The 22,049-nt window shown below is 62.5% G+C and carries 24 protein-coding genes; 8 read left to right on the top strand and 16 right to left on the bottom strand.

Features of this window, described 5'->3' with window-relative positions:
- Nucleotides 1-12: 12 nt before the first annotated feature.
- The 9 genes from EU811_RS08950 to EU811_RS08910 all read right to left on the bottom strand — a co-directional run bounded on the left by EU811_RS08950 (nt 13) and on the right by EU811_RS08910 (nt 7,614).
- Nucleotides 13-609, bottom strand: coding sequence for a GNAT family N-acetyltransferase (locus EU811_RS08950; RefSeq protein WP_142938130.1), 597 nt, complete (start codon nt 607-609; stop codon nt 13-15).
- Between the two features lie 25 nt (nt 610-634).
- The gene (locus tag EU811_RS08945) at nt 635-1,498 is read right to left on the bottom strand and encodes a 3-hydroxyacyl-CoA dehydrogenase family protein (RefSeq protein WP_142938129.1); all 864 of its coding nucleotides are present in this window, start codon (nt 1,496-1,498) and stop codon (nt 635-637) included.
- Complete coding sequence (locus tag EU811_RS08940; RefSeq protein WP_142938128.1) at nt 1,495-2,325, bottom strand: enoyl-CoA hydratase/isomerase family protein; 831 nt, start codon at nt 2,323-2,325, stop codon at nt 1,495-1,497. The genes EU811_RS08945 and EU811_RS08940 overlap by 4 nt, the downstream gene beginning before the upstream one ends.
- Nucleotides 2,325-3,551 (bottom strand): thiolase family protein, encoded by a 1,227-nt coding sequence (locus EU811_RS08935; RefSeq protein ID WP_142938127.1) that lies wholly within the window; start codon nt 3,549-3,551, stop codon nt 2,325-2,327. The genes EU811_RS08940 and EU811_RS08935 overlap by 1 nt, the downstream gene beginning before the upstream one ends.
- A gap of 142 nt (nt 3,552-3,693) precedes the next feature.
- On the bottom strand, nt 3,694-4,350 hold the full coding sequence (locus tag EU811_RS08930) for a pentapeptide repeat-containing protein (RefSeq protein ID WP_142938126.1): 657 nt from the start codon (nt 4,348-4,350) through the stop codon (nt 3,694-3,696).
- On the bottom strand, nt 4,350-4,808 hold the full coding sequence (locus tag EU811_RS08925) for an SRPBCC family protein (protein WP_142938125.1): 459 nt from the start codon (nt 4,806-4,808) through the stop codon (nt 4,350-4,352). The genes EU811_RS08930 and EU811_RS08925 overlap by 1 nt, the downstream gene beginning before the upstream one ends.
- A 45-nt stretch (nt 4,809-4,853) precedes the next feature.
- Nucleotides 4,854-5,273, bottom strand: a complete 420-nt coding sequence (locus EU811_RS08920) for a DUF2177 family protein (RefSeq protein ID WP_142938124.1) — start codon at nt 5,271-5,273, stop codon at nt 4,854-4,856.
- Nucleotides 5,270-7,138, bottom strand: coding sequence for an AMP-dependent synthetase/ligase (locus tag EU811_RS08915; RefSeq protein WP_142938123.1), 1,869 nt, complete (start codon nt 7,136-7,138; stop codon nt 5,270-5,272). The genes EU811_RS08920 and EU811_RS08915 overlap by 4 nt, the downstream gene beginning before the upstream one ends.
- A complete protein-coding gene (locus EU811_RS08910; protein ID WP_142938122.1) occupies nt 7,135-7,614 on the bottom strand; it encodes a MarR family winged helix-turn-helix transcriptional regulator in 480 nt (159 codons plus the stop codon). Before EU811_RS08910 ends, EU811_RS08915 begins: the two co-directional genes overlap by 4 nt.
- A gap of 94 nt (nt 7,615-7,708) precedes the next feature.
- Between EU811_RS08910 and EU811_RS08905 the strand changes: the two genes are divergently transcribed.
- Complete coding sequence (locus EU811_RS08905) at nt 7,709-8,578, top strand: DUF1295 domain-containing protein (protein ID WP_142938121.1); 870 nt, start codon at nt 7,709-7,711, stop codon at nt 8,576-8,578.
- Nucleotides 8,579-8,834: 256 nt separating this feature from the next.
- Here EU811_RS08905 and EU811_RS08900 read toward each other — a convergent pair whose 3' ends face one another.
- From EU811_RS08900 to EU811_RS08885, 4 genes are all read right to left on the bottom strand, one after another.
- Complete coding sequence (locus EU811_RS08900) at nt 8,835-10,298, bottom strand: amino acid permease (protein WP_142938120.1); 1,464 nt, start codon at nt 10,296-10,298, stop codon at nt 8,835-8,837.
- Between the two features lie 220 nt (nt 10,299-10,518).
- Nucleotides 10,519-11,424, bottom strand: a complete 906-nt coding sequence (locus EU811_RS08895) for an NAD(P)/FAD-dependent oxidoreductase (protein ID WP_238703352.1) — start codon at nt 11,422-11,424, stop codon at nt 10,519-10,521.
- The gene (locus EU811_RS08890; protein WP_142938119.1) at nt 11,424-11,771 is read right to left on the bottom strand and encodes a molybdopterin oxidoreductase; all 348 of its coding nucleotides are present in this window, start codon (nt 11,769-11,771) and stop codon (nt 11,424-11,426) included. The genes EU811_RS08895 and EU811_RS08890 overlap by 1 nt, the downstream gene beginning before the upstream one ends.
- Nucleotides 11,772-11,910: 139 nt before the next feature.
- The gene (locus tag EU811_RS08885; protein WP_142938118.1) at nt 11,911-13,575 is read right to left on the bottom strand and encodes an ABC-F family ATP-binding cassette domain-containing protein; all 1,665 of its coding nucleotides are present in this window, start codon (nt 13,573-13,575) and stop codon (nt 11,911-11,913) included.
- A gap of 204 nt (nt 13,576-13,779) precedes the next feature.
- On the opposite strand from EU811_RS08885, the gene EU811_RS08880 reads away from it, so the two are divergent.
- A complete protein-coding gene (locus tag EU811_RS08880) occupies nt 13,780-14,289 on the top strand; it encodes a histidine kinase (RefSeq protein ID WP_142938117.1) in 510 nt (169 codons plus the stop codon).
- Nucleotides 14,289-15,152, top strand: a complete 864-nt coding sequence (locus EU811_RS08875) for a DUF4097 family beta strand repeat-containing protein (RefSeq protein WP_142938116.1) — start codon at nt 14,289-14,291, stop codon at nt 15,150-15,152. The genes EU811_RS08880 and EU811_RS08875 overlap by 1 nt, the downstream gene beginning before the upstream one ends.
- On the opposite strand, the gene EU811_RS08870 is transcribed toward EU811_RS08875, so the two are convergent.
- Genes EU811_RS08870 through EU811_RS08860 form a run of 3 tightly spaced genes read right to left on the bottom strand, consistent with a single transcriptional unit; the run spans nt 15,139 to nt 17,690 of the window.
- Nucleotides 15,139-16,011 (bottom strand): metal ABC transporter permease, encoded by an 873-nt coding sequence (locus EU811_RS08870; RefSeq protein ID WP_142938115.1) that lies wholly within the window; start codon nt 16,009-16,011, stop codon nt 15,139-15,141. The genes EU811_RS08875 and EU811_RS08870 overlap by 14 nt on opposite strands.
- Before the next feature lie 3 nt (nt 16,012-16,014).
- Nucleotides 16,015-16,749 carry a metal ABC transporter ATP-binding protein gene (locus tag EU811_RS08865; RefSeq protein ID WP_142938114.1) on the bottom strand — a complete coding sequence of 245 codons (735 nt, stop codon included), beginning with the start codon at nt 16,747-16,749 and terminating at the stop codon, nt 16,015-16,017.
- On the bottom strand, nt 16,746-17,690 hold the full coding sequence (locus tag EU811_RS08860; protein ID WP_142938113.1) for a metal ABC transporter substrate-binding protein: 945 nt from the start codon (nt 17,688-17,690) through the stop codon (nt 16,746-16,748). Before EU811_RS08860 ends, EU811_RS08865 begins: the two co-directional genes overlap by 4 nt.
- Nucleotides 17,691-17,741: 51 nt before the next feature.
- Here EU811_RS08860 and EU811_RS08855 point away from each other — a divergent pair, with 51 nt between their 5' ends.
- The 5 genes from EU811_RS08855 (at nt 17,742) to EU811_RS08835 (ending at nt 22,049) form a co-directional block, all read left to right on the top strand.
- Nucleotides 17,742-18,470 (top strand): CPBP family intramembrane glutamic endopeptidase, encoded by a 729-nt coding sequence (locus tag EU811_RS08855; RefSeq protein WP_142938112.1) that lies wholly within the window; start codon nt 17,742-17,744, stop codon nt 18,468-18,470.
- 79 nt (nt 18,471-18,549) lie between these two features.
- Nucleotides 18,550-18,987: a VOC family protein gene (locus EU811_RS08850; protein ID WP_142938111.1), complete on the top strand. Its 438-nt coding sequence runs from the start codon at nt 18,550-18,552 to the stop codon at nt 18,985-18,987.
- A gap of 21 nt (nt 18,988-19,008) precedes the next feature.
- Complete coding sequence (locus tag EU811_RS08845) at nt 19,009-19,959, top strand: 1,4-dihydroxy-2-naphthoyl-CoA synthase (protein ID WP_142938110.1); 951 nt, start codon at nt 19,009-19,011, stop codon at nt 19,957-19,959.
- A gap of 8 nt (nt 19,960-19,967) precedes the next feature.
- Nucleotides 19,968-21,107, top strand: coding sequence for an AMP-binding protein (locus EU811_RS08840; RefSeq protein ID WP_142938109.1), 1,140 nt, complete (start codon nt 19,968-19,970; stop codon nt 21,105-21,107).
- Nucleotides 21,108-21,167: 60 nt separating this feature from the next.
- Nucleotides 21,168-22,049, top strand: coding sequence for a 1,4-dihydroxy-2-naphthoate polyprenyltransferase (locus EU811_RS08835; protein WP_142938108.1), 882 nt, complete (start codon nt 21,168-21,170; stop codon nt 22,047-22,049).

Genomic DNA, 22,049 nt, shown 5'->3' with positions numbered 1-22,049 from the left:
CACCATGCCGAGCTATGCGCCGTACTTGGCCAGCCGGAATTCCAGCCCGTTGCGAACAGCTGGCCATTCGTGGTCGAGGATGGAGAAGACCACCGTGTCGCGGAGGGCTCCATCGGCACTGCGGGAATGGCTTCGAAGCACGCCGTCCTGCTTGGCGCCGAGCCTGGCGATTGCTTCGCGGGACTGCTGGTTCATCCAGTGGGTGCGGAATTCCACGGCGGGGCAGCCCAAGGTTTCAAAGGCGTGGCGCAGTAGCAACAGCTTGGAATCCGGGTTGGTGCCAGTGCCGTGAGCCGACGCTGCGTTCCATGTGGATCCGATCTCCAAGCGAGGTGTTTGGGCGTCGATATTCATATAGGTCGTCATGCCGATCAGCTCGCCTGTGAGGTTTGATCGCGTCGCAAAAGGCAGCATGGATCCCTTTGCCTGTAGTCCCAGGCGGCGATCGATTTCAGCGGCCATACCCTCGGGTGTGGGGACCGAGGTGTACCAAAGTTTCCAGAGATCGCCGTCGCGTGCAGCGTCTACCAGTCCGTCATGGTGTTCCTGGCTCAACGGTTCCAGCGTTACGAACTGGCCGGTCAGGGTGATGGGTTCAATGGAAGTCACCCGGTTAGCCTAACCGGCCCGGCCGTTAGTGGTTCCAGTCGAAGAATCCCTTGCCGGTCTTCCGGCCAAGCTCCCCGCGCGCCACTTTGTCCCGAAGGATCTGCGGCGGAGCGAAACGGTCGCCCAACGTGGCGTGCAAATATTCGGCGATACCCAACCGAACGTCCAAGCCAACAATATCCGTGGTCTTGAGCGGACCGGTGGGGTGCTTATAGCCCAGGACCATGGCGGCATCGATGTCTTCCGCCGATGCCACTCCCTCTTCCACCATACGCATCGCTTCAAGGGCAATCGCGACGCCCAGCCTGGACGAGGCGAAACCCGGGGCGTCATTGACGACGACGGCGGTCTTGCCGAGTGCCTCGGTCCAGTTTTTGGCCGCCACAGCGAGTTCGGGGGAGGTTTTCATGCCCAGAACCACCTCAATGAGGGTGGAAGCGGGCACCGGGTTGAAGAAGTGCAACCCCACGAAGTTAGCCGGACGGCGAAGTTCGTCGGCCAGTCCGGTCACCGACAACGAGGACGTGTTCGAGGCCAGGTAGGCGTCGGCTGAGAGGTGTTCCTCTACGGCCTTCAGCGCTGTGACCTTGAGGTCGAAGTCCTCCGGCACTGCCTCCACCACGAGGCCGCAATGAATGAAGGATTCGTAGTCCGTGGAAGTGCTGAAACGGGACATCGCCTTTTCGTGAGATTCGTTCAGGGTCCCGCGGGCGACTGACTTGGTGACGGCGTCAGCAACGCGATCCTGGGCTCCGGCTGCTGCCTCGTGGTCGCGTTCTACAACGATCACATTGGCGCCTTTGGTGAGGAAAGCATGCGCGATGCCGGCACCCATCCGGCCACCACCGAGAACTCCAACGACGTGCGGGATGGTGGGAGCTTGGGTCATTTCCGGGTCCTGTCTTGCGAATCGGCGGTGTGGGTAGAGGTGTCGGGTGCGGCTGCGGTGTCTTGCGAAGCCTTGGCCGTTTTCTTGTCCAAAAAGGCCTGCATGCGATCAAACTTGGCTTGGGATTCAAAGAGGATTCCCTGCGCAAGGGTATCGATCAGCGGGTGAGCTTCAGCCGGGGCGTGGAAGACCGATTTGGTGATCCGCACAGCTAGAGGGTCCTGACGCCCGATCCGGTCCGCCAGTTTGTGTGCTGCATCCATGAGTTCGGGAGCCTCGTGGATTTCAGTAATGAGGCTGATGCGCAGGGCTTCCTCGGCACGGAGAACGGCACCGGCCAGGAGGATCTCCTTGGCTTTCGGCTCACCCACAAGCTCCTTCAGCCGCCAACTGGCCCCGGCGGCCGCGAGGATTCCCAGCCCGGTCTCGGGGTTGCCGATCCGAACGCTCGGTGTGCCAATACGGAAATCGGCGGCGTAGGCGAGTTCCGCTCCCCCGCCCAGGCAATACCCGTCCAGAGCCGCAATAACCGGCATGGGCAGTTTGGCGATGCGCACAAAGATGGTGGAGTTGATCCCCTGCAAGGCGTCGTCCCGGCGGCGTTCGCGGAGCTGTCCAATGTCCGCACCGGAGGCGAACACACCCTCAGTGCCTGCAATGATCAGCACTTTCGGGTTCCGCTCAAGCTCAGCGCAAACCGTGTGAAGCTCGTCCACCATGGTCTGGTCGATCGCATTACGGACCTCGGGACGGTTCAGCAAGACAGTGACGCGGTCCTCGCGTTCCTCGATCAGGAGGGTGGTGAAGTCTTTCGTATCCAAGGCCATTACACGCCTTCCAACAGCATCGCGGTACCCTGCCCGACGCCGATGCACATGGTCGCCAACCCGAGCTTAGGTCCGGTAGTTGAGGCGAGCTCCCGCTCCATACGGCCCAGCAACGTGATCGCGATACGCGAGCCGCTGGAACCGAGCGGGTGCCCCAAACTGATGGCACCGCCGTCGTTGTTGACGATGTCCGGGTCCAGGCCGAGCCGACGCATGCTGGCCAGCGACTGCGTGGCGAAGGCTTCGTTCAGTTCCACGGCGCCTAGCTGTCCGACCGTTAGTCCGGTGCGTGCCAGAACCTTCTGGGTGGCGGGGACCGGGCCGATTCCCATGATCTCCGGTTCGCAGCCGGCCGATGCGCCGTCCACGATGCGCGCGCGGGGTGTCAGGCCGAACTTCTTGATGGTGGCCTCGGAGGCAACGATGATGGCTGATGCGCCGTCGTTGAGCGTGGAGGAGTTACCTGCCGTGACCACTGAACCGCCGGCAACAACAGGCCGCAGGCCGGCCAAAACATCCATGGTGGTGCCAAGGCGGGGACCTTCATCGGTGTCCACCACGGTTTCCGACTTACGGGTCTTTACAGTGACAGGAACGATCTCATCCTTGAAGCGACCGCCCGCGATCGCTGCGAGCGCACGTTCGTGTGAGCGGACGGCAAACGCGTCAGCGTCCTCACGGGAAATGTTGTCCACCCGGCCCACTTCCTCAGCGGTTTCCGGCATGGAGTAGGTCATCTTGCCGTCGCGGGACAGCTCGCCCTTGGTGAACAGCGGGTTGGCGAAGCGCCAGCCGATGGAGGTGTCAAAGATCTGGCCCGGCTTGGCGAACGCCGTGGTGGGCTTCTCCTGTACCCAAGGTGCGCGGCTCATGGACTCGACGCCACCGGCCACTACGATGTCCGCAGCTCCGGACTTGATCATATGGCTGGCCATGATGATGGCGCTGAGGCCCGAGGCACAGAGGCGGTTCACCGTGATGCCGGGAATGTGGAGGGGAAGTCCGGCGAGGAGGGTGGCCATACGGGCCACGTTCCGGTTTTCCTCACCCGCGCCGTTGGCATTACCGAGGATCACCTCGTCAATGGTGTCAGGATCGACGCCGGCACGCGCCACCGCTTCCCGGACCACCAGCGCGGCGAGATCGTCCGGACGAACGGAGGACAGCGCCCCAGCGTAGCGACCTACAGGCGTGCGTGCGCCGCCAACAAGAAAAGCCTCGACCATGAGAACATCCTTCGCGAAGTGAAAGGGACCGGCCTGGAATAATATACCGACCGTTCGTTCTATAAAGATTACACGGCCCGGGGAGCCGGTCAACAGTTGAAGTCCTCAGTTACGGATCAGCTGAGACCGGCCCCTGCCGGCGTCAGAGCACTCGAATTCCCAAATGCCCGGCCAGCAGCGGTGCCATGCGGCTCAGCTGGTAGTCGTCGATCACCACTCCTGCCAGCCCGGCCAATCCGTTGATTCCGCGGAACTCCGAGGTCCGCAGATCCACGTCCTTCAGCTTGGCGCCCGTGACATCCAGCGTTCCGATGGTGCAGTTCTTCAAGGCCAACCGCGTACCCGTGCAGCCGCCAAGATCAAGTTCATTGATGATGCAATCGGAAATCTGAAGGTCCATGAGCTTGGAACCACGCAGGTTCACATAGTCCAGCTTGCCGCCGTCGATTCTGACAGAGCGCCAGTTACCCTCATAGAGTTCGGCCGACCCCCACCGCGGGTTGGTGATCTCCACGTCCTGCCAGGAAGTTCGCGCAGCCATGAAGACCGGGGCATACGGCTCGGAGAAGATGCACTCGCGGAACGTTGCCCCCCGCAGCTGAGCCTCGTTGAAGGAGACCCCGTTCAGCTCGCACTCTATGAAATCGGCGCCGCTGAGTTCCTCTCCGTCGGCAGAAACACGGGTGAGCCTGACGCCGTCGTACCGTTCGCCACGCTGGAAGTCCGGGGCGTCGTTGTCGCGTAGTTCATCCAGGCGCACCGGCGAAATCTTGGGCGCGGCAACCTTCGCAACCGCCATCAGAGCGATTCCGCTTTGGCAGCGATCTCGGCGAGGTCCTTGCTGAGAGCCTTACGGGTCATGCTCATCCCTAACTTCCCGAACAGGGCCATCCCCACCTTGCTGATGAGCGAGGGATTGATCACCTCGGCGCCGAAGGTCAGGGTCAGATCCGTACCGCCATCGCGCTCGGTGAGGTTGAAACGGGTGGTGTAGTCCGCACCGCCCTGAACTGCCTTGACCGTGGTGCTCCGCGGAGGGTCAGTCTCGGAAACCCACATCTCAACCGTCTCCTGCTTACCCATCATGGTCCGGGTTTCCTTCCAGCGCGTTCCCTCCCTGTAGGGGCCTTCACTGAGCATCTGGATTGAGTTGATGCCTGAGAGCGTGCCGGCCGAGCCGGGAATGTCCGAAATGACGGCCCAAACCTTCTCCGGGCGTGCGTTGACGTGCTGCGTCAAGGTGGTGGTGTGTTCCATACATCGAGCCTAGACCCGACCCCCGACACTCCAAACCGCAAAGGCCTAAGACGCCGGGCGTCCCCACGGAATCAGTCGAAGCAGCACCACCGTAAGCCACGTGACCACACCGCACACACCAACGCCCCAAGCGATGTCAGTCAAGGCCACCAGGGCAGGGAAGTCCTTGAGGACAGCGAGCGCCGTCAACGCCCAGGTTGCGTAGGTGAAGAAACCGAACAAGGCACCTGCGAAGATCCGCCGGCGCAGCGTCGAGTCCGCCCTCCCGGGCCGCACCCCGTAGTGCACTATCCCCGCAACGAAGACGAGGTAGAACAGCACGGCCGCGACCGGCTGCGGGCTGGCTGCCAGGAGATGCCCCATCTGGCTCTGATACTGCCGCTGCGCCACAGTGAGGATCCAGACGACATCGATCGCGGCGAAGATCACTGCTGCCAGGGCGTAGGCGAGCAACCACCGCTTCATGCTCGACTCCGGGGCTGGTTGTAGAGGCTTTCCACAATGTGGCTTGCGCGGCTGGTGAAAGCACTCCGTTTGAGCTTCATGGTGGGAGTGACAAATCCGTTGGCCTCACTGAGGTCTGTCAGCAACAAAACGAACCGGCGCACCTGCTCGGAGCGGGCAATTTTGGAATTGGCAGCGCTGACGGCCTTACCAATCACGGCCAGAAGCCGGACGTCGTCAATCTGGACAGCACCGCCGTCGTCCGGAATCGTGAGGCCCTTCAGCTCGGAGATGCCTTCGCGCTCAGCCCATGCGGCCACTGATTCGGGGTCCAGGAGCACCAGCCCGCCCAGATAGGGCTTGCCCTCCCCCACCATGACGGCGTGGGCCACCAAGGGATCACCTTCTACATAGCCCTCCCAGATGGCTGGTGAGATGGTCTTGCCACCGGCAGTAACGATCACATCCTTGATGCGACCCTTCAGTGTCAGGCGGCCCAAGTGGTCCAGTTCGCCGAGGTCGCCTGTACGGAAGAATCCGTCAACGAAGGCTTCCGCGTTGTCTGCGTCGCGGCGATACCCGGAGAAAACGCCCACGCCGCGCGCCAGCACTTCTCCTTGTTCCGAGAGCCGGACGGTGGTCCCCGGCATGGGAACGCCCACCGACCCGGAGTTGATGGCCCCGGGAAGGTTGCCAGTCAGCGGTGCCGTGGTTTCGGTGAGGCCGTAGCCTTCGATCACAGGAAGCCCTAATCCTCGGAAGAACAGGGATAGTTCGGCGTCAAGGGCGCCTGCACCGGATAGCAGGTAGTCCAGCCGCCCACCCACCAACTGCCGCAGCCGCGAGTAGAAGAGGCGGTCGAACAGGGCGCGTCTGACGCGGAGGCCGGCTGAGGCACGCAGCCGGGGGTCGGCGTCGTGCGCTTCTGCGAACCTGCCCCACTCCACAGCGGTGCGCTGCGCTGCAGACCATACCCGCCCCAGACGTTTCTGCGTTGCGGCAGCAGCCGCGGATGCCTGGATCTTCTGGAGGACCCTCGGGACCACCACCAGGAACGTGGGCCTCAGGGCACCCAGGGCTGGCACGACGTCGCGGGGATCGGACAGGTGGGCGATGCGCATGCCGTTGGCCAGGCAGATCAGCTGCAGCCCGCGGGCCAGCACATGCGCCATGGGCAGGAAAATGATGGTGTTGCCGCCTTCACGGACCACCTCGGTGTACGCGGCCGCCACATTCATTACCTGTCCCACAAAGTTGCCGTGCGTGATCAGGGCACCCTTGGGAGCGGCTGTTGTTCCGGAGGTGTACACGATGGTGGCAACGCTATGGAGGTCAGCAAGGAGCCGCCGTTCCTCTACGGTGTGGTCCGGAATGCCGGCGCCACGCGCCACCAGGTCAGACAGGTCAGCGCCCGGCTGGGCATCAAAGGTCCAGATCCCCAACACCGTCAGTCCGGCTCCCGCGAAGCCCTGCTCCAAAAGCGCCGCGTGTTCGGCGCTGCCCCCCACGGCGAGCCGGACGTCGGCATCGGCAAGGATCGCTGTCACCTGCGGTGCCGCGGAGGTTTCATAAACAGGAACCACGACGGCGCCGGCGAACCAGGCCGCCATGTCGGCAAGCGCCCATTCGTAACGGGTTGGGGACATGATGGCCAGCGACTCACCCGGTTGAATCCCGGCTGCGATGAAGCCCTTGGCGAGGGCGCGAACCTCATCCACGAACTGCTCGGTGGTTACCTGCCGCCACGGATCGGTGATGGCAGCACCGGGCTCGCGGACTTCGAAGGCAACATGCCCTGGGCTGGTCCGCAAACGTTGCATGAGAAGGTCGGTGGCATTGCGGTGAACCGTGGCGTCAACCATCGGCGGGGAGGTGAATTCTCTCATCGGACACCCTCTGTTGATATCGCTTGCAAGTGATCCTGCATGAGGTTCAAGACGGCGTCCAGGAAGTCCGTGACGACTTCCTGGCGGTCCTGCGGCAATGCGTCCAGTTGCCGGCTGGCGGCGGACAGCAATGGCAGCATCAGGTCCTTGACCTTGCTGGATGCCACCTCTGTAACGTTCACGTGCACTTGGCGCCGGTCCTCGGTACTGCGCATGCGTTCAACGTAACCATGCATTTCCAAGCGGCTGACCAGCGCTGTGGTGGTGGCCGCTGTTGCACCCAGGTCCGCGGCAAGTGCTCCAACGGTGACGGGTCCGGAGTCAGCAAGGACGGTCAGCGCCCTGTAGTCGGTGAGGTTGAGGCCCAGAGTCCGGGCTACCTCACGTTCCGTCTCGTTCGCGAGGCCGAATAGGCCCTGCAAGGTCAGGGAAACCGGATGTTCCGAGCCTTCGGTAGCACTTTCATGGTTTTGCATGGTTATATAGTAATCAAAATAGATTGAACATCAAACAGGCTAGGTAATCCTTCACGACTCGTCGCGAGGGACCCACCGCGAAAGGAACCACGCCGTGAAGGATTCAGACAGGAAGGGCCTCATTGCCCTTCCCGTGGTAGTGCTGCTGGGGGCACTGGTCGCTTGGGCAGGAAGCCAGCATGGGCAAGTCTTGGCAGGCATTCCACTCTTTGCGGCAGCAGTAGCCGCCGCCTTCATCATTCAATGGATCGTCTTCATCCCGTCCTTCAAAGCCCAGACGGAAAAATTCTTCGACCTCACCGGTTCGCTGACCTACGTAGCCATCACAGTGTTTTTGGTGCTTGCCACACCCGGAATTGACGCCCGCTCGCTGCTCCTCGCGGCCATGGTGACCGCTTGGGCACTCCGCCTGGGCACCTTCCTGTCGCGGCGGATCCACAAAGCAGGCAAGGACGATCGATTCGACGAGATCAAGCCCTCGTTCATCCGCTTTCTGAACGTCTGGACCATGCAGGGACTCTGGGTGGTCTTCACGGCAGCAGCCGCCTGGGTGGCCATCACAAGCACCAACCGGGTGGCCGTGGACTGGCTGGCCATCGTGGGGCTCTTAGTGTGGGCAGCCGGGTTCGCCATCGAAATTGTGGCCGACCTGCAAAAGAGCCGGTTCAAGGCCAACCCCGCCAACAAGGGCAAGTTCATATCCACTGGGCTGTGGTCCAAGTCCAGGCACCCGAACTACTTTGGCGAAATCCTGCTCTGGATTGGCGTTGCGATCGTCACCATCCCCGTACTCCAAGGCTGGCAGTGGGTTGCCATGATCTCACCGGTCTTCGTGGCCCTCCTCCTCACCAGGGTCAGTGGCATCCCCCTGCTGGAGAAGAAGGCGGACAAGACCTGGGGCGGCGAAGCGGGGTACGAGGCTTACAAGAAGAACACACCGGTGTTGATCCCCAAGCTCGGCTAGAACGCACAGCAGGCCTCACAACACGGACACCTCCCGTTGCGAGGCCCGCTCTGCACCCTATGCGCGAGGAATAACGAGCAAAGCAGGCCTCACAACACGGACACCTCCCGTTGCGAGGCCCGCTCTGCACCCTATGCGCCATGAATAACGAGCAAAGCAGGCCTCACAACGCCGGGTCCGCAAACGCAAACGGCGCGTGCCCCCGAAAGGAGGCACGCGCCGTCGTACGTTTGAAGCGTCTAAAGCGTTTGGAGCCTTAGCTGAACAACTCGCTCTTGGGCTCGTTGTTCTTGACCTTCTGCCACCCGAGCCACAGCACCAATGCGAAGAACGGGATCGTGGCAAGGGTCCACAGGCCCAGCAGGAAGACCTCGCCGGTTTCCTTGTCCGTCATGGAATCGAAACCAATCAGCACGGTGATGGCCAGCAGCGCAATGAGGCCGAGCCAGCTGGTCCACGGCGAACCGGGCATCGGCAGGCTGGAGACGTTGCCGCGCTTCTTTCGCAGGGCAATCTGGCTCGCGAAGATGGAGCCCCAGGTGAAGATCACGCCGATGGACGCGGTGTTCAGTGCGAGGTCGAACGCATGCGAGCCGCCCAGCCAGATGTTGAGGAGAATTCCCACCAGGTACACGCCACCGATGGCCAGGATGGCCGCGTACGGCACGTGGCGTGTGGACATCTTGGTGAGCCATTGCGGAGCGTGGCCGTTGTTGGCCATGGTGCGGAAGATGCGGCCGATCGAGTACAGGCCCGAGTTGCAGGAGGACAGCGCGGCGGTGATGACGATCATGTTCATGACGTCACCCATCCAGCCGAGGCCCATCTGGCCGAACACGGTAACGAACGGCGAGGTGCCTGCCACGTACTGGTCGGACGGCAGCAGCATAGCCAGCAGCGTCACCGAACCGACGTAGAAGACCACAATACGGATCACGACGGCGCGGATCGCCTTGGGAACTTCGCGTTCCGGGTTTTCCATCTCACCAGCAGTAATGCCGACGAGCTCGATGGCGTTGTAAGCGAAGATCACGGCGTTGAGGACCAGGATCATCACCAGGCCGCCCTTGGGGAACATGCCACCGTCTTCGTGGAAGAGGTTGGCCACAGACGCGTTTCCGTCGCCTACCTTGGCGTTGGTGACCACCATGAATGTGCCAACAGCCAGGAAGATCACGATGGCCGCGACCTTGAGGCAGGATGCCCAGAATTCGAATTCGCCGAACGCCTTGACGCTGAACAGGTTCACGGCCACCAGCAGCACCAATGCGGCAATGGCGGACAGTTCAATGGGCACGTTGGGGAAGAAGAACTGGAAGTACAGGCCGATCGCGATCAGCTCAGCAATGCCTGTCATGGCCCAGTTGATGAAGTACATCCAGCCGGAAAGGAAGGCGCCCTTCTTGCCGAACATTTCGCCGGCGTAGCTTACGAACGAGCCGGAGGTCTGGCGGTACATGATGAGTTCGCCGAGGGCGCGCATCAGCAGGTATGCGATGACGCCGGCAATGGCGTAGGAGAAGATCAGGGCCGGGCCGGTGGAGGCCAGGCGGCCACCGGCGCCCATGAAGAGGCCGACGCCAATGGCGCCACCCATGGCGATCATGGTGACGTGACGGCGGCTTAGGGTCTTCTGATATCCCTCGGCGCTGAGGTTGGAGTCCGAGGCTGCAGATGAGGCCTTGGGGCTCTGGAGATCTGTGGGAGTACTTTGCGGCACAGCTGTTCCTTGTGGGTTGGGGTGTTGCTGTAGGTGTTACGCCAGTGCCGGGACACAGGCGGCTTTGGCACACAAAATTCGATCTTTCCCTCTTTGGAGGGCCCGAAGTGTGACAAAGGACGCAGAACGCCGAAGCTTCGCGCAACCCGTCTATCTTACGGGATTAACGCGAATGCCCGTGACGCAGGCAACAGGTGGGTGCGGATAAGGCGTCTTCCGGCTACGCCGCGGCTCTGGTTCCCAGGTATATCGAGCTGCGATCCGAGCCCGTGATCTGGTCGGCCAACACGGCGGCCTGCTCCCACAAGGGCGCCACCATCCCGTACACCTCACCGCGGTGCTGGACACACTCACCTACTGCGTAAATGTCGTCCTCGTCCATCACCCTCAGGTGATCGTCCACCACGATTCCCCGCTCAACCGCCAAACCACTGACGACGGCGACGTCCACGTTCGGTCGGACGCCTGCGGAGACCACCACCATGTGGCAGTCGATATCAGGTTCGTTGCGTACGCTCAGTCCCGTGATGCGATCAGCCCCGAGGATCGCGGTGACCCGGCTTCCGGAAAGAACCTCCACCTCCAGACCGCAGGACTCCAGACCTCGGGCTGCTTCCAGAGCGAATGAGTCCCCGCCAATCACCGCTGCCCGTCGGTGGTGCTCCTGCTGAGCGAACGTGATCATCCTGCGGGCATCGTCCAAGCTTCGGAAGGTAAAGACTCCGTTGCGGATGGTTCCGCTGGGAGTGTGGAGCCCGGCCATGGGTGGCAGGAACGGGCGGCTGCCGGTTGCGATGATCAACTGGCGGTACTGGACAACGCGGCCATCGGCGGCGAAGACGTGCCGGCTGAACTTGTCGATGCATTCCACCCGGACCCCTGCATGAAACGTGATGTTGTTCTCCTGGTACCAGGGCAGGGAATGGATGAGTATGTCCGCCTCACTTTCCTTCCCGGACAGCACCCGCCCAAGCCTGGTCCGGTTGTAATTCCCATAGGGTTCGTCGCCGAACACCGTGATGTCGAAAAGATCCGCGCCACCCCTGGCCAGGACCTCTTCCACTGCCCGCGCGCCGGCCGTGCCGTTGCCGATCACCACCAGCCGCTTCTTCACCAGCACGCTCATCAGTGCTCCACCATCCCCAGGTCCACCACCACATATCCCCTGGTTCCCACTGGAGCCACGATGAAAAGCTCAATCACCGATCCGCCCTCGGTGTCTTCCACTACCCTGAGCGGGATATGAACATCGCTCTTGGCTCCAATGGGGAAATAGCGCATGGGAATGCGGTCCCGCATCAGCACCACGGTGACCAGTTCCGGGCTCGAATTGCCCCCGCGAAAGTAGAGCGTCTGGTTGATAACGCCATCGGGCACGAAGTGGGAGAGCTCGGCATGGAGGGGCACCGGTTTGTCCAGGCCAGCGCCGTCAAAGGTGTAGATGCCCTGCAGGAAGAGATTCTGAATGATCACGGGACAAGTCCTTTCGGCCGTTCCCTTCCCATGATCCATTGCCGCTGTTTCAGGACGCTCGACGCCGTGTTTCCACCTTCGGGCCATGCGGTAACCATCTCTTTGCCAACAGCTCACCGGCAGGGAAGCCGCCCGGGGACTACTGCAATTCGCCGCCCTGCATCCCGTACCGCACCCACGTGCCCGCAGCGGGGCGGGCATGGTGGGAAGCACTTCGATCGAACCACTCCCCCAACGCACGATCGTGGCTCACAATCACCACCGTGCCCTCAAAGGAAGCAAGAGCCGCTTCCAGCTGCTCCACCAGCACCGGCGCCAAATGGTTGGTCGGCTCGTCCACGATCATGGTGTCGAATCCACCCAGGAGAAGCCGGGCAAGGGCAAGTCGGCGCTGTTGACCTGCGGACAAACCGCCCACAGGAACGTGGAATTCGGCCGGCCGGAACAGCCCCAGCCGCAGCAGCCCCTCAGCATGTTCGTCGATGTTGCCGCCCAATCCCGCAGCGAACGCAGGGAGCAGCCGCAGCCCGGGCCGGGCGGGCACCTCGAGTTCTTGTTGCAGATAGCCCACCTTGCCGTTGACGTTCACAGTGCCTGCAGCGGGCTCCAGAGTCCGGGCAAGGACGGACAGCAGCGTGGACTTGCCAGCGCCGTTGGGGCCGGTGATGAGCACTTTCTGTCCGGTTTCCACCCTAAGATCGGTGGGCTGGAGACGCCCGGGGACACTCACACCTCTGGCTTCCAACGCGGGAGCGGACGCAATCTCCGCCACGGCCGCGGCCCGGGACGGTGCTGCCAATTTCAACGGCACTGGTGGCCGATCCACCGGGTTGTCCTCGAGCCTGCGCAGCCGCTCCTGGGCGTTACGGACTTTACTGGCCGCGGCGCTTTGCCAGGTTCCGGTCTTGAATCCGAACGCCATCTTGTCGTTGTCGCGTTTGCGGCCATAGCCCATGCCATCTGCAACCGTGGCAGCCTGGTGGCGTTCAGCAGCCATGGCGTCGAGCCATTGATCGTATTCCTGGATCCAGCGGACACGCTCGGCCGCCTTTTCGCGGAGGTAGCCCTCATATCCGTTCCCGTACCGGTTTACGGACCGCCGGTCAGCGTCAACTTCGATGATGGTGCTGGCCACCTTCCGCAGCAGCACGCGATCGTGCGAGACCACCACAACCGTGCCCCGATGCGCCGCCAATCTCGACTCAAGCCAGGCCGTGCCGTTCGCATCCAGATGATTGGTGGGCTCGTCCAGCAGCAAGGCCTCAGCCGGGTCGGCCAAAAGACAGGCCAGCGCTACCCGCTCCTGCTCGCCGCCGGACAAAGACCCCAGTGTTCGACGCCGGTCCAAGCCTCCCAGCCCCAGCTTGTCCAACGCTGATTCCACCCGGGATTCGGCAGCGTAGCCTTCACGGAGTTGGTACTCCGTTTGCAGGCTTCCGTAGAGCTCCAAATCCTCCGAATCGGCGTCAGCCAAACCCGACTCAAGCTCGGCAATACGTGCCTCCAGGGAACGCAGCGAACCAAGGGAAGCATCAATGGCGTCACCTACGGTCAGGGACTCGGAGAACCCGTGGGTTTGCGCGAGGTAACCCACGCGGTAGCCGGGGTTACCGGACAAACCCGCCGTGCCGTCGTCGGGCGTCTCCACACCGGCCAGCAAGCGAAGCATGGTGGATTTACCGGCGCCGTTTTCGCCGACAATAGCGACGTGTTCGCCGTGGTGGATGGCCAGGTCAACAGCATTCAGGAGTTGGCGGTCCCCGTAGCCGTGGGAAACGCTGGAAAGGTGCAGGTGGTTAGTCAAGAGGAATCCTCGCAAGTCCGCAGTGGGTGGCAGAAAGCCATGTGGGTACTCGGGATGCAGCCGTTGGGAGGGGGCTGCGCTCAAGACTTCATTGCTCAAGCCTGACGGCGGAAGCCGGATGCGTCAAGCCGACGCAACACCCCTTGGCGTCAGTTGTTCCGAAATACCATTGTGATGACACCAAAATGGCGTCACAATGGTGTCATGCAGCTAAACCAGTACATCACGGCGGTGCAGCACCAGCTGGAGACCGCCGCCGAGGCTGGCGGCCCGGAGGCTCGCGCCCTCAGCGAACGCCTCACTGCCGCTGTCGAATCCACGGTCCGTCTGATCCTCCTGGAGGCCCTCTCTGATGCCGCCAGCGAGATTACCTTGGAGCTCGCTCCCGGGTCCGTGGAAGTCAGGCTCCGGGGCCGTGACCCGGAATTCGTGGTCACAAATCCGCACGGCGGGGACTTCGAGGCCATGATCGAACAAACCATCCAAGGCACCATGGCACCAGAAGACTTTGATGGCACCAGTACCTCGCGCACCACGCTCCGGCTTCCGGATCAGCTCAAGCAACAAGTTGAAGAGGCGGCCGGCCGGGACAGCCTTTCCGTGAACTCCTGGCTGGTCCGCACCATCGCCGAAGCGTTGAACGGCGGCAACGCGCCCAGGAAAGGCACACGCCGCGAACCCGGCGAGCAAAACTTCACAGGATGGGCCCGCTAATGGCAACCTTCCAGACCCCCCAGCCAATCGCCGTCGTCATTGACGTCTCCGTCCGCGGCGATATCCAGGTGGTAGCCCAAGATCGCCACGACACCGAGGTGACGGTCCAACCCCGCAAGGCCACACGAAACCTGGACGTCAAAATGGCCGAGCAGACCACCGTGGACTACTCCGACGGCCGCCTGCAGGTAAGGCTTCACCCATCGTTCCGCCATAGCTGGTTCAGCGACGGCGGCGCTGTAGAGATCACGGTGGAGGTTCCTACCGGCAGCAGCCTGGAGCTGAAGTCCGCCATGGGAGACCTCCGTTGCGAAGGCGAATTCGGCGCAGCCGACCTCAAAACCGACCTTGGCCACATCCGCGTCGATCACTGCGGCGAGCTGCGGGCACACACGGACATGGGAGACATCACGGTGGAGCACGCTGTGGGCCGGTCCCGAATCAAGACGGGCTCAGGAAAAATCCGCATCCATCACCTGGACGGAGTTGCCACCGTCAAGAACGGCAATGGCAATACGTACATCGCCCACGCTTCCGGAGAACTGAGCGTTAGCGCAGCCAACGGCGACATTTCGCTGGAACGGGCCGGCCTTTCCACCACCGTCAAAACATCCAGCGGCGATGTCACCGTGGGCGAAGTGGCCGCCGGCAGCCTCACAGTTCAGACTGCTGCCGGCACGCTGGCCGTGGGTGTGTCTGAAGGCACTGCCGCGTGGCTCGACCTCAGCACCAAATACGGACGTGTGCGCAATGCCCTCGAAGCTACCAACGGACCGGGCGACACCGTGGACAGAGTGGAGATCCGCGCCCGCAACGCCTATGGCGATATCGCGGTGATGCGGTCCCCTGTCAGCGCGCGGTAGCTGTGGCGAGGGCCCGCTTCCTGCGGGCTTTGGCCAGTCGCGTACCGATCAGTCCCTGCCGCGGGCTGAACAGATACACAAAGCCGAACACCACTCCCTGAGTAAGGACCACCATGGCCCCGGAAGCCGTGTCCAGATAGTAGCTGAGGTAGATGCCGGCCACGGAGCACACCACTGAAATGACGGGGGCAATCACCAGCATCCGGGCGAACCGGTCGGTCAGCAGGTACGCGGTGGCACCCGGGATGATCAGCATGGCCACCACCAGCACCACACCCACAGTCTGAAGGGCAACCACGGAGGTCAGCGCCAGCAGCCCTAGGAGCAGGGCGCCGAGCCTGCGCGGAGAGAGTCCGATCGCGTGGGCGTGCGTGGGGTCAAAGGCATAGAGCGTGAGGTCACGGCGTTTGAGGATCAGGATCGCGAAGGCCACCACACCCAGGACCACCACTTGGATGAGGTCCGGAACACTGACGCCCAGAAGGTTTCCGAAGATGATGTGATTCAGGTCGGTCTGGCTCGGGGTCACGGAGATCAGCACCAGGCCCAGTGCGAACAGCGAGGTGAACACGATGCCGATCGCAGCATCTTCCTTCACCCGGCTGGTATTCCGTACCACGCCGATCAACGTCACCGCGATCAGGGCGAACACCAACGCGCCCAGCGCGAACGGCGCACCCACGATGTAGGCAAGGACGACGCCGGGAAGCACCGCATGCGAGACGGCGTCGCCCATGAGGGACCAGCCGATCAGGACGAGCCAGCAGCTCAGGACGGCGCATACCACCGCAGCGATGGCGGTGGTTGCCAGGGCCCGGACCATGAAGTCGTAGCTGAGGGGTTCCAGGAGGAATTCCATGGCTTAGCCCCTGTTCATGACATCGAGGCCGAAGGCCATGGCGAGGTTCTCCGGCTGGAGCACGGTGTCCGGGCTTCCATGCATGAGCACCTTGCGCATCAGGAGCACTGCTTCGTCACAGAGTTGGGGCAGGGCGTGTAGGTCATGGGTGGAGATGAGGATGGTGGCTCCGTTGTCCGCAAGCTCGCGGAGCAGCCTGGTGATAGTAGCCTCAGACCGTTTATCCACGCCCGCGAACGGCTCGTCCAGCAGCATCATGGTGGCGCCTTGCGCAATGCCGCGGGCAACGAAAGCCCGCTTTTTCTGCCCACCGGACAATTGACCGATCTGCCGGTCGGCGTACTCGCTCAGCTCCACGCGTTCCAAAGCATGCTCGACGGCGTCCCGGTCGGCTTTACGGGGCCGGCGCGTGAATCCCAAGTGCCCGTAGCGGCCCATCATCACCACATCCCGGACGGACAGGGGAAATGCCCAGTCAACGTCTTCGCTTTGGGGAACGTAGCCGATCCCCGCGTCCTTGCGCATTTTCACCGGAGGTTGACCATTGATGAGCACCCTGCCGGAATCCGGTTTGACCATGCCCATGATGACTTTGAACAGAGTGGACTTGCCGGAGCCATTCATGCCCACCAATCCGCAGATCCGCGAATGCTCCAAGGTGAGGGATGCCTTGTCCAGGGCCAGGACGTCACCGTAGTGAACCGTGACGCCCTCAACAGCGATCGTGGGTGTGCTCATGAGGTTCCTCCTGTCAGCGCCGTGGTGATGACCTTTGCGTCATGGCGCATGAGGTCCAGGTACGTGGGAACGGGCCCGTCCGCTTCAGAGAGGGAATCAACGTAGAGCACCCCGCCGAACTTGGCATCGGTGGCTCCGACAACCTGCTGCATGGGTGCGTCGGACACCGTGGATTCACAGAAAACGGCCGGAACCTGGTTCTCCTTGACGAATTCGATGGCCCGCGTGATCTGCTGCGGCGTGGCCTGCTGCTCCGCGTTCACAGCCCAGATGTACACCTCTTTGAGGCCTGCGTCGCGGGCCAAGTAGGAGAATGCGCCTTCGCAGGTGACCAGCGCCCTCTGTTTTTCCGAAAGGACGGACAGTTTGGATACCATCTCGTCCTGCACGGCCTGAAGTTGGGTGTTGTAGGCCTTCGCGTTGGCTTCGAACTCGGCAGCGTGGGAAGGAGCCAGCTTGGCGAAAGCCGTGGCCATGTTGTTGGCGTAGATCTGAACGTTCTTGGGCGACATCCATGCATGGGGGTTCGGCTTGCCTTGGTAGGAGTCCTCGGCAATGGGCATGACCTCCACACCATCGCTGACTACTACGTGCGGCACATCAAGGTCTTCGACGAACTGGGCGAACCAGGCTTCGAGATTCAGCCCGTTGTCAAGGATGAGGTCGGCTTGGGCGGCTTTCCGAATATCGCCTGGCGTCGGTTCATAGCCGTGGATTTCAGCTCCGGCTTTGGTGATGGACTCTACGCGCAGTTTGTCTCCTGCAACGTTTTTTGCAACGTCCGCCAGCACGGTGAACGTTGTGAGCACCACCGGTTTGTCATCGCTTCCGGCCGAGGAATTCCCTCCGCACGCGGTGACTCCCAGGGCAAGTGAGATCGCGGTAAGGACAGCAGCGAAACGGCGGACGTCTTTGGCGCGCCGAAACGAAAAGTTAGGCATACCGAAAAGTGTAGCCAAGCAACTGCCACCCGGCAAAGCTAGGCTGGTCACATGGGCTCTCTTTCCACCAAGGCACCGTTGTACAGGTTTACTGTCTTGGACGCCATTGCCGTGGCCGCATATGTTGGCTTCACCGCCTACTTCCTGCTGGCTGGCGAGACGCTCAACCGGCTCATGCTGCAGCTTTTTGCGGACCCTGCCACAGCGTCTTATGCCGTCAACGCGATCTTTTATGCCGGCGTCGGAATATTCGCCGTGGCGTCGGCCTGGCGCGTAGCCGGGCGCGACCTCAAAATCCTGGGGACCCGTCCATGGTTCACGCTGGGCATGGTGCCGCTGGCCATCGTGGTGATGCTGATCCTTACAGCCCTGCTGGTGGCGGCCTTCGGGAGCGCCCAAAGCTCTGAGAACCAGCTGGGCATCCAGGGCATGCTGCAACAGGTGCCGGCGTGGTTGATGGTGCCGCTGCTGGTGATCCTGGGCCCATTCGTGGAGGAGTACCTTTTCCGGCATCTCCTGATCGGCAAGTTGTCGCGGTACCTGAACATCTGGCTCTGCTGCGTCATCTCTGTGGTGGTGTTCGCGTCGATCCACGTGGTGGGCCGCGAAGGACTCGCACTGCCTGCGTTGGCTCCCTACCTGGGCATGGCCGTGGTGCTGGTGGCGGTGTACGTGTGGACGGGCAAGAACCTGATGTTCTCCTATTTTGTCCACGCCGCCAAGAACCTCATGGCCGTGGTCCTCATCTACGCCGTCCCGCCCGAACTCCTCCCCAACTAACTGGCATTAGTGGTAACGCGGACGGAAGCTGACCGCAAGGCCCTACCCGGCCACCCGCAGTCGGGAATAGCTTGAGGGCATGACACTGAACATCCAGGTAGTAGTCGACTGCAAGAAGCCCCACGAACTCGCCGATTGGTGGGCAAAAACCCTTGAGTGGACCGTGGAGCCCCAGGACGAGGCCTTTATCCGCTCCATGATCGAGCAGGGCCACGCCACCGAGGCCCAGACCATCACCCACAAGGGCAAGCTGGTGTGGGCCGAGGGCTGCGCAATTGTGCCCGCCGAGGACAAAGACCCCAAGACGGGCCGGCGGATCCTGTTCCAAACGGATCCCAACCAAAAGTCCGTCAAAAACCGCGTCCATTGGGACGTCCGCCTGGACGGCCGTGACAAGGACGACGTGCGTAAACAGCTGGAAGCACGCGGTGCCAAACACTTATGGACCGCCAACCAAGGACCCCACGAATGGCACACCATGGCCGACCCCGAGGGCAACGAGTTCTGCATCAGCTAAGGCCATTACTAGACTCAGGGTGTGAACAACCAACTCCCTGCCAAGGTTTCCGACGTCTTTGACCCCTCACGCTGGCGCACCGTTTCCGGCTTCGACGACTTCAAAGACATGACCTATCACCGGCAGGTTGAGCGTTCAACGGACGGCTCCGTCAAGGACCTCCCCACGGTCCGCATCGCCTTCAACCGCCCCGAGGTCCGTAACGCGTTCCGCCCGGGCACCGTGGACGAGCTCTACCGCGCCATGGACCATGCCCGCATGACACCCGACGTCGCCACCGTCCTGCTCACGGGTAACGGCCCCTCGGAGAAAGACGGCGGCCACTCGTTCTGCTCCGGCGGAGACCAGCGGATCCGCGGCAGGGACGGGTACCGCTATGCCGAAGGGGATACCCAGGAGACCATAGACCCCGCCCGCGCCGGCCGCCTCCACATTCTTGAAGTCCAGCGCCTCATGCGCACCATGCCCAAAGTGGTGATCGCTGTGGTAAATGGTTGGGCGGCCGGTGGCGGCCACTCGCTGCACGTGGTCAGCGACCTCACCATCGCCTCGCGCGAGCACGGCAAGTTCAAGCAGACCGACGCCACCGTGGGAAGTTTCGACGCCGGATACGGCTCTGCGCTGCTGGCCCGCCAAATCGGTCAGAAGGCCGCGCGGGAGATCTTCTTCCTGGCCCGCGAATACTCTGCCGAAGACATGGTCCGGATGGGCGCTGTCAACGAGGCCGTGGATCATGAACGGCTGGAAGAAGTGGCCCTGGAATACGCCGCGGACATCGCCCGCCAATCTCCGCAGGCCATTCGCATGCTCAAGTTTGCCTTCAACCTGGCAGACGACGGCCTCGCCGGGCAGCAGGTATTTGCCGGCGAAGCCACCCGCCTCGCGTACATGACGGACGAGGCCGTGGAGGGCAAAGTAGCGTTCCTCCAGAAGCGCGATCCCGACTGGTCCAACTTCCCTTACTACTTCTAGGACACCCGGTGGACATCGATCCCATACTCAAAGCCCTGATGGCCGCCCTCCACGGCGAGGGCCCCGCCGTCGAAATCGTCGTGGACGAACTCGGCGAGCCGCAAGCGGTTCCGGTGGAGACCGGCGTCGAAGAGGCAGCCGTTGTGGTCCGCACCTCCGGCTCCACGGGGACGCCCAAAGCCACCGTTCTGACCATTGACGCCCTGGCTGCGTCCTCCGTGTCCACAGCCATGGCCCTGCGCGGCGAAGGCCAGTGGCTGCTGGCCCTCCCCCTGCAGTATGTGGCCGGGGTTCAGGTGCTGGTCCGTTCGCTGTATGCGGGCACGCGCCCGTGGGTCATGGACCAGTCCAAGGGCTTCACGCCTGAGGCCTTCACAGCAGCGGCCGAGGAACTCACGGACAAGATCCGTTTTACCTCCCTGGTGCCCACGCAGCTCCAGCGGCTGCTGGACTCCCCCGCGCCCGAAACCCTCGCCGTGCTGCGCCGCTTCAACGCGATTCTGCTGGGCGGCGCACCCGCTTCGGCTGAACTCCTCAGCACTGCCCGGGAGCAGGGACTCAAGGTGGTGACCACCTACGGCTCAGCCGAGACTTGCGGGGGGTGCGTCTACGATGGCGAGCCGTTGGACGGCGTCGAGGTCCGCATCGGCCAGGGCGAACTGGAAGGCCGCATCCTGCTGGGTGGCGACACCGTGGCGGCAGGCTATATGGATGCTGCCCGGGCTTCAAAGGCTGCGTTCTTCGAGGAAGACGGGACCCGCTGGTACATCACCGGGGATCTTGGGGAACTGTCCGACGACGGCAAGCTTACGGTTCTGGGCCGCGCCGATGACGTGATCATCACCGGCGGCGTCAAAGCCTCCGCCGCATACATCCAAGGCAAGTTGGAAGAGCTCGACGGCGTCACCGCGGCTTTCGTGACCGGCGTCCCGTCGCGCGAATGGGGCCAGGCCGTGGCAGCCTACGTTGCCGTGACCGATCCCTCGCCCGAAGGCGTGAAGGGATTCACCGCCCGACGCGAAGAGGCACTGGGCGTCCTTGCACCCAAGACGGTGCTGGCCGAGAAGGAACTGCCGATGCTTCCCAACGGAAAACCGGACCGCATGGCCATGATTGACCTGCTTTCCAATCTGCATCAGGGACAATAGACACGTTCTTCCTCCCGAGCCTGACTCAAGATCAACCGCGAAATACACGAGGTACTACACGTGGCGACAGCTGCACAATGGATTCAAGGAGCCCGGCTCCGCACACTGCCCGCGGCGATTGCGCCGGTCCTCATCGGTTCGGCAGCGGCGTACGAGCTCCAGGCTTTCCGGCTGCCGAACGCGATCCTGGCGGCACTTGTGGCTCTCTTGCTTCAAATCGGAGTCAACTACGCCAACGACTACTCGGACGGGATCCGCGGGACGGACGAGGACCGGGTGGGTCCTCTTCGCTTGGTGGGTTCCGGCGCAGCCAAACCGGAGCAGGTGAAATGGGCAGCCTTCGCGCTCTTCGGGGCGGCGATGATCTGCGGCCTGATCCTGGTGATCATTACCCAGACGTGGTGGCTGATCCTGGTGGGCATTGGCTGCGTCCTGGCAGCTTGGGGATACACCGGCGGGAAGAATCCCTACGGGTACCTGGGCTTGGGTGACGTCTTTGTCTTCGTGTTCTTCGGTCTTGTGGCCACCCTTGGCACCACCTACACCCAGGCCGGGCAGGTCAGCCTCGCCGCGGTGATTGGTGCGATCGGCACCGGGCTCATTGCCTGCGCATTGCTGATGGCCAACAACGTGAGGGACATCCCCACGGATGCGGCAGCAGGAAAGCGCACCCTTGCTGTGCGGCTTGGTGACAGGCATGCCCGTGAAAGCTACGTCCTGATGCTGGCCGTCGCCATTCTGCTGGTGATCGTGCTGGCACCCACCAAACCGTGGATGCTCATTGTCCTGCTGCTGATCCCCGCGTGCCTCATGCCTGCCTGGCTGATGGTGAACGGCAAGAAGCGCAAGAGCCTCATCCCGGTCCTCAAGCAGACCGGCATGATCAACCTCGGCTACAGCCTGCTGTTCTCGCTGGGGCTGATCCTAAGCCGCGGCTTCTAA

It is taken from the genome of Arthrobacter sp. TS-15 (assembly GCF_006964045.1).
In the GTDB taxonomy this organism is placed as follows: Bacteria; Actinomycetota; Actinomycetes; order Actinomycetales; family Micrococcaceae; genus Arthrobacter.
This window is presented reverse-complemented; position numbering and strand designations above follow the sequence as displayed.

Excerpts from the sequence above, each read along its gene's own strand:
- EU811_RS08945 (WP_142938129.1), bottom strand. The coding sequence starts at position 1,498 with ATGACCCAAGCTCCCACCATCCCGCACGTCGTTGGAGTTCTCGGTGGT.
- EU811_RS08940 (WP_142938128.1), bottom strand. The coding sequence starts at position 2,325 with ATGGCCTTGGATACGAAAGACTTCACCACCCTCCTGATCGAGGAACGC.
- EU811_RS08935 (WP_142938127.1), bottom strand. The coding sequence starts at position 3,551 with ATGGTCGAGGCTTTTCTTGTTGGCGGCGCACGCACGCCTGTAGGTCGC.
- EU811_RS08930 (WP_142938126.1), bottom strand. The coding sequence starts at position 4,350 with ATGGCGGTTGCGAAGGTTGCCGCGCCCAAGATTTCGCCGGTGCGCCTG.
- EU811_RS08925 (WP_142938125.1), bottom strand. The coding sequence starts at position 4,808 with ATGGAACACACCACCACCTTGACGCAGCACGTCAACGCACGCCCGGAG.
- EU811_RS08920 (WP_142938124.1), bottom strand. The coding sequence starts at position 5,273 with ATGAAGCGGTGGTTGCTCGCCTACGCCCTGGCAGCAGTGATCTTCGCC.
- EU811_RS08915 (WP_142938123.1), bottom strand. The coding sequence starts at position 7,138 with ATGAGAGAATTCACCTCCCCGCCGATGGTTGACGCCACGGTTCACCGC.
- EU811_RS08910 (WP_142938122.1), bottom strand. The coding sequence starts at position 7,614 with ATGCAAAACCATGAAAGTGCTACCGAAGGCTCGGAACATCCGGTTTCC.
- EU811_RS08895 (WP_238703352.1), bottom strand. The coding sequence starts at position 11,424 with ATGAGCGTGCTGGTGAAGAAGCGGCTGGTGGTGATCGGCAACGGCACG.
- EU811_RS08880 (WP_142938117.1), top strand. The coding sequence starts at position 13,780 with ATGCAGCTAAACCAGTACATCACGGCGGTGCAGCACCAGCTGGAGACC.
- EU811_RS08875 (WP_142938116.1), top strand. The coding sequence starts at position 14,289 with ATGGCAACCTTCCAGACCCCCCAGCCAATCGCCGTCGTCATTGACGTC.
- EU811_RS08870 (WP_142938115.1), bottom strand. The coding sequence starts at position 16,011 with ATGGAATTCCTCCTGGAACCCCTCAGCTACGACTTCATGGTCCGGGCC.
- EU811_RS08865 (WP_142938114.1), bottom strand. The coding sequence starts at position 16,749 with ATGAGCACACCCACGATCGCTGTTGAGGGCGTCACGGTTCACTACGGT.
- EU811_RS08860 (WP_142938113.1), bottom strand. The coding sequence starts at position 17,690 with ATGCCTAACTTTTCGTTTCGGCGCGCCAAAGACGTCCGCCGTTTCGCT.
- EU811_RS08855 (WP_142938112.1), top strand. The coding sequence starts at position 17,742 with ATGGGCTCTCTTTCCACCAAGGCACCGTTGTACAGGTTTACTGTCTTG.
- EU811_RS08850 (WP_142938111.1), top strand. The coding sequence starts at position 18,550 with ATGACACTGAACATCCAGGTAGTAGTCGACTGCAAGAAGCCCCACGAA.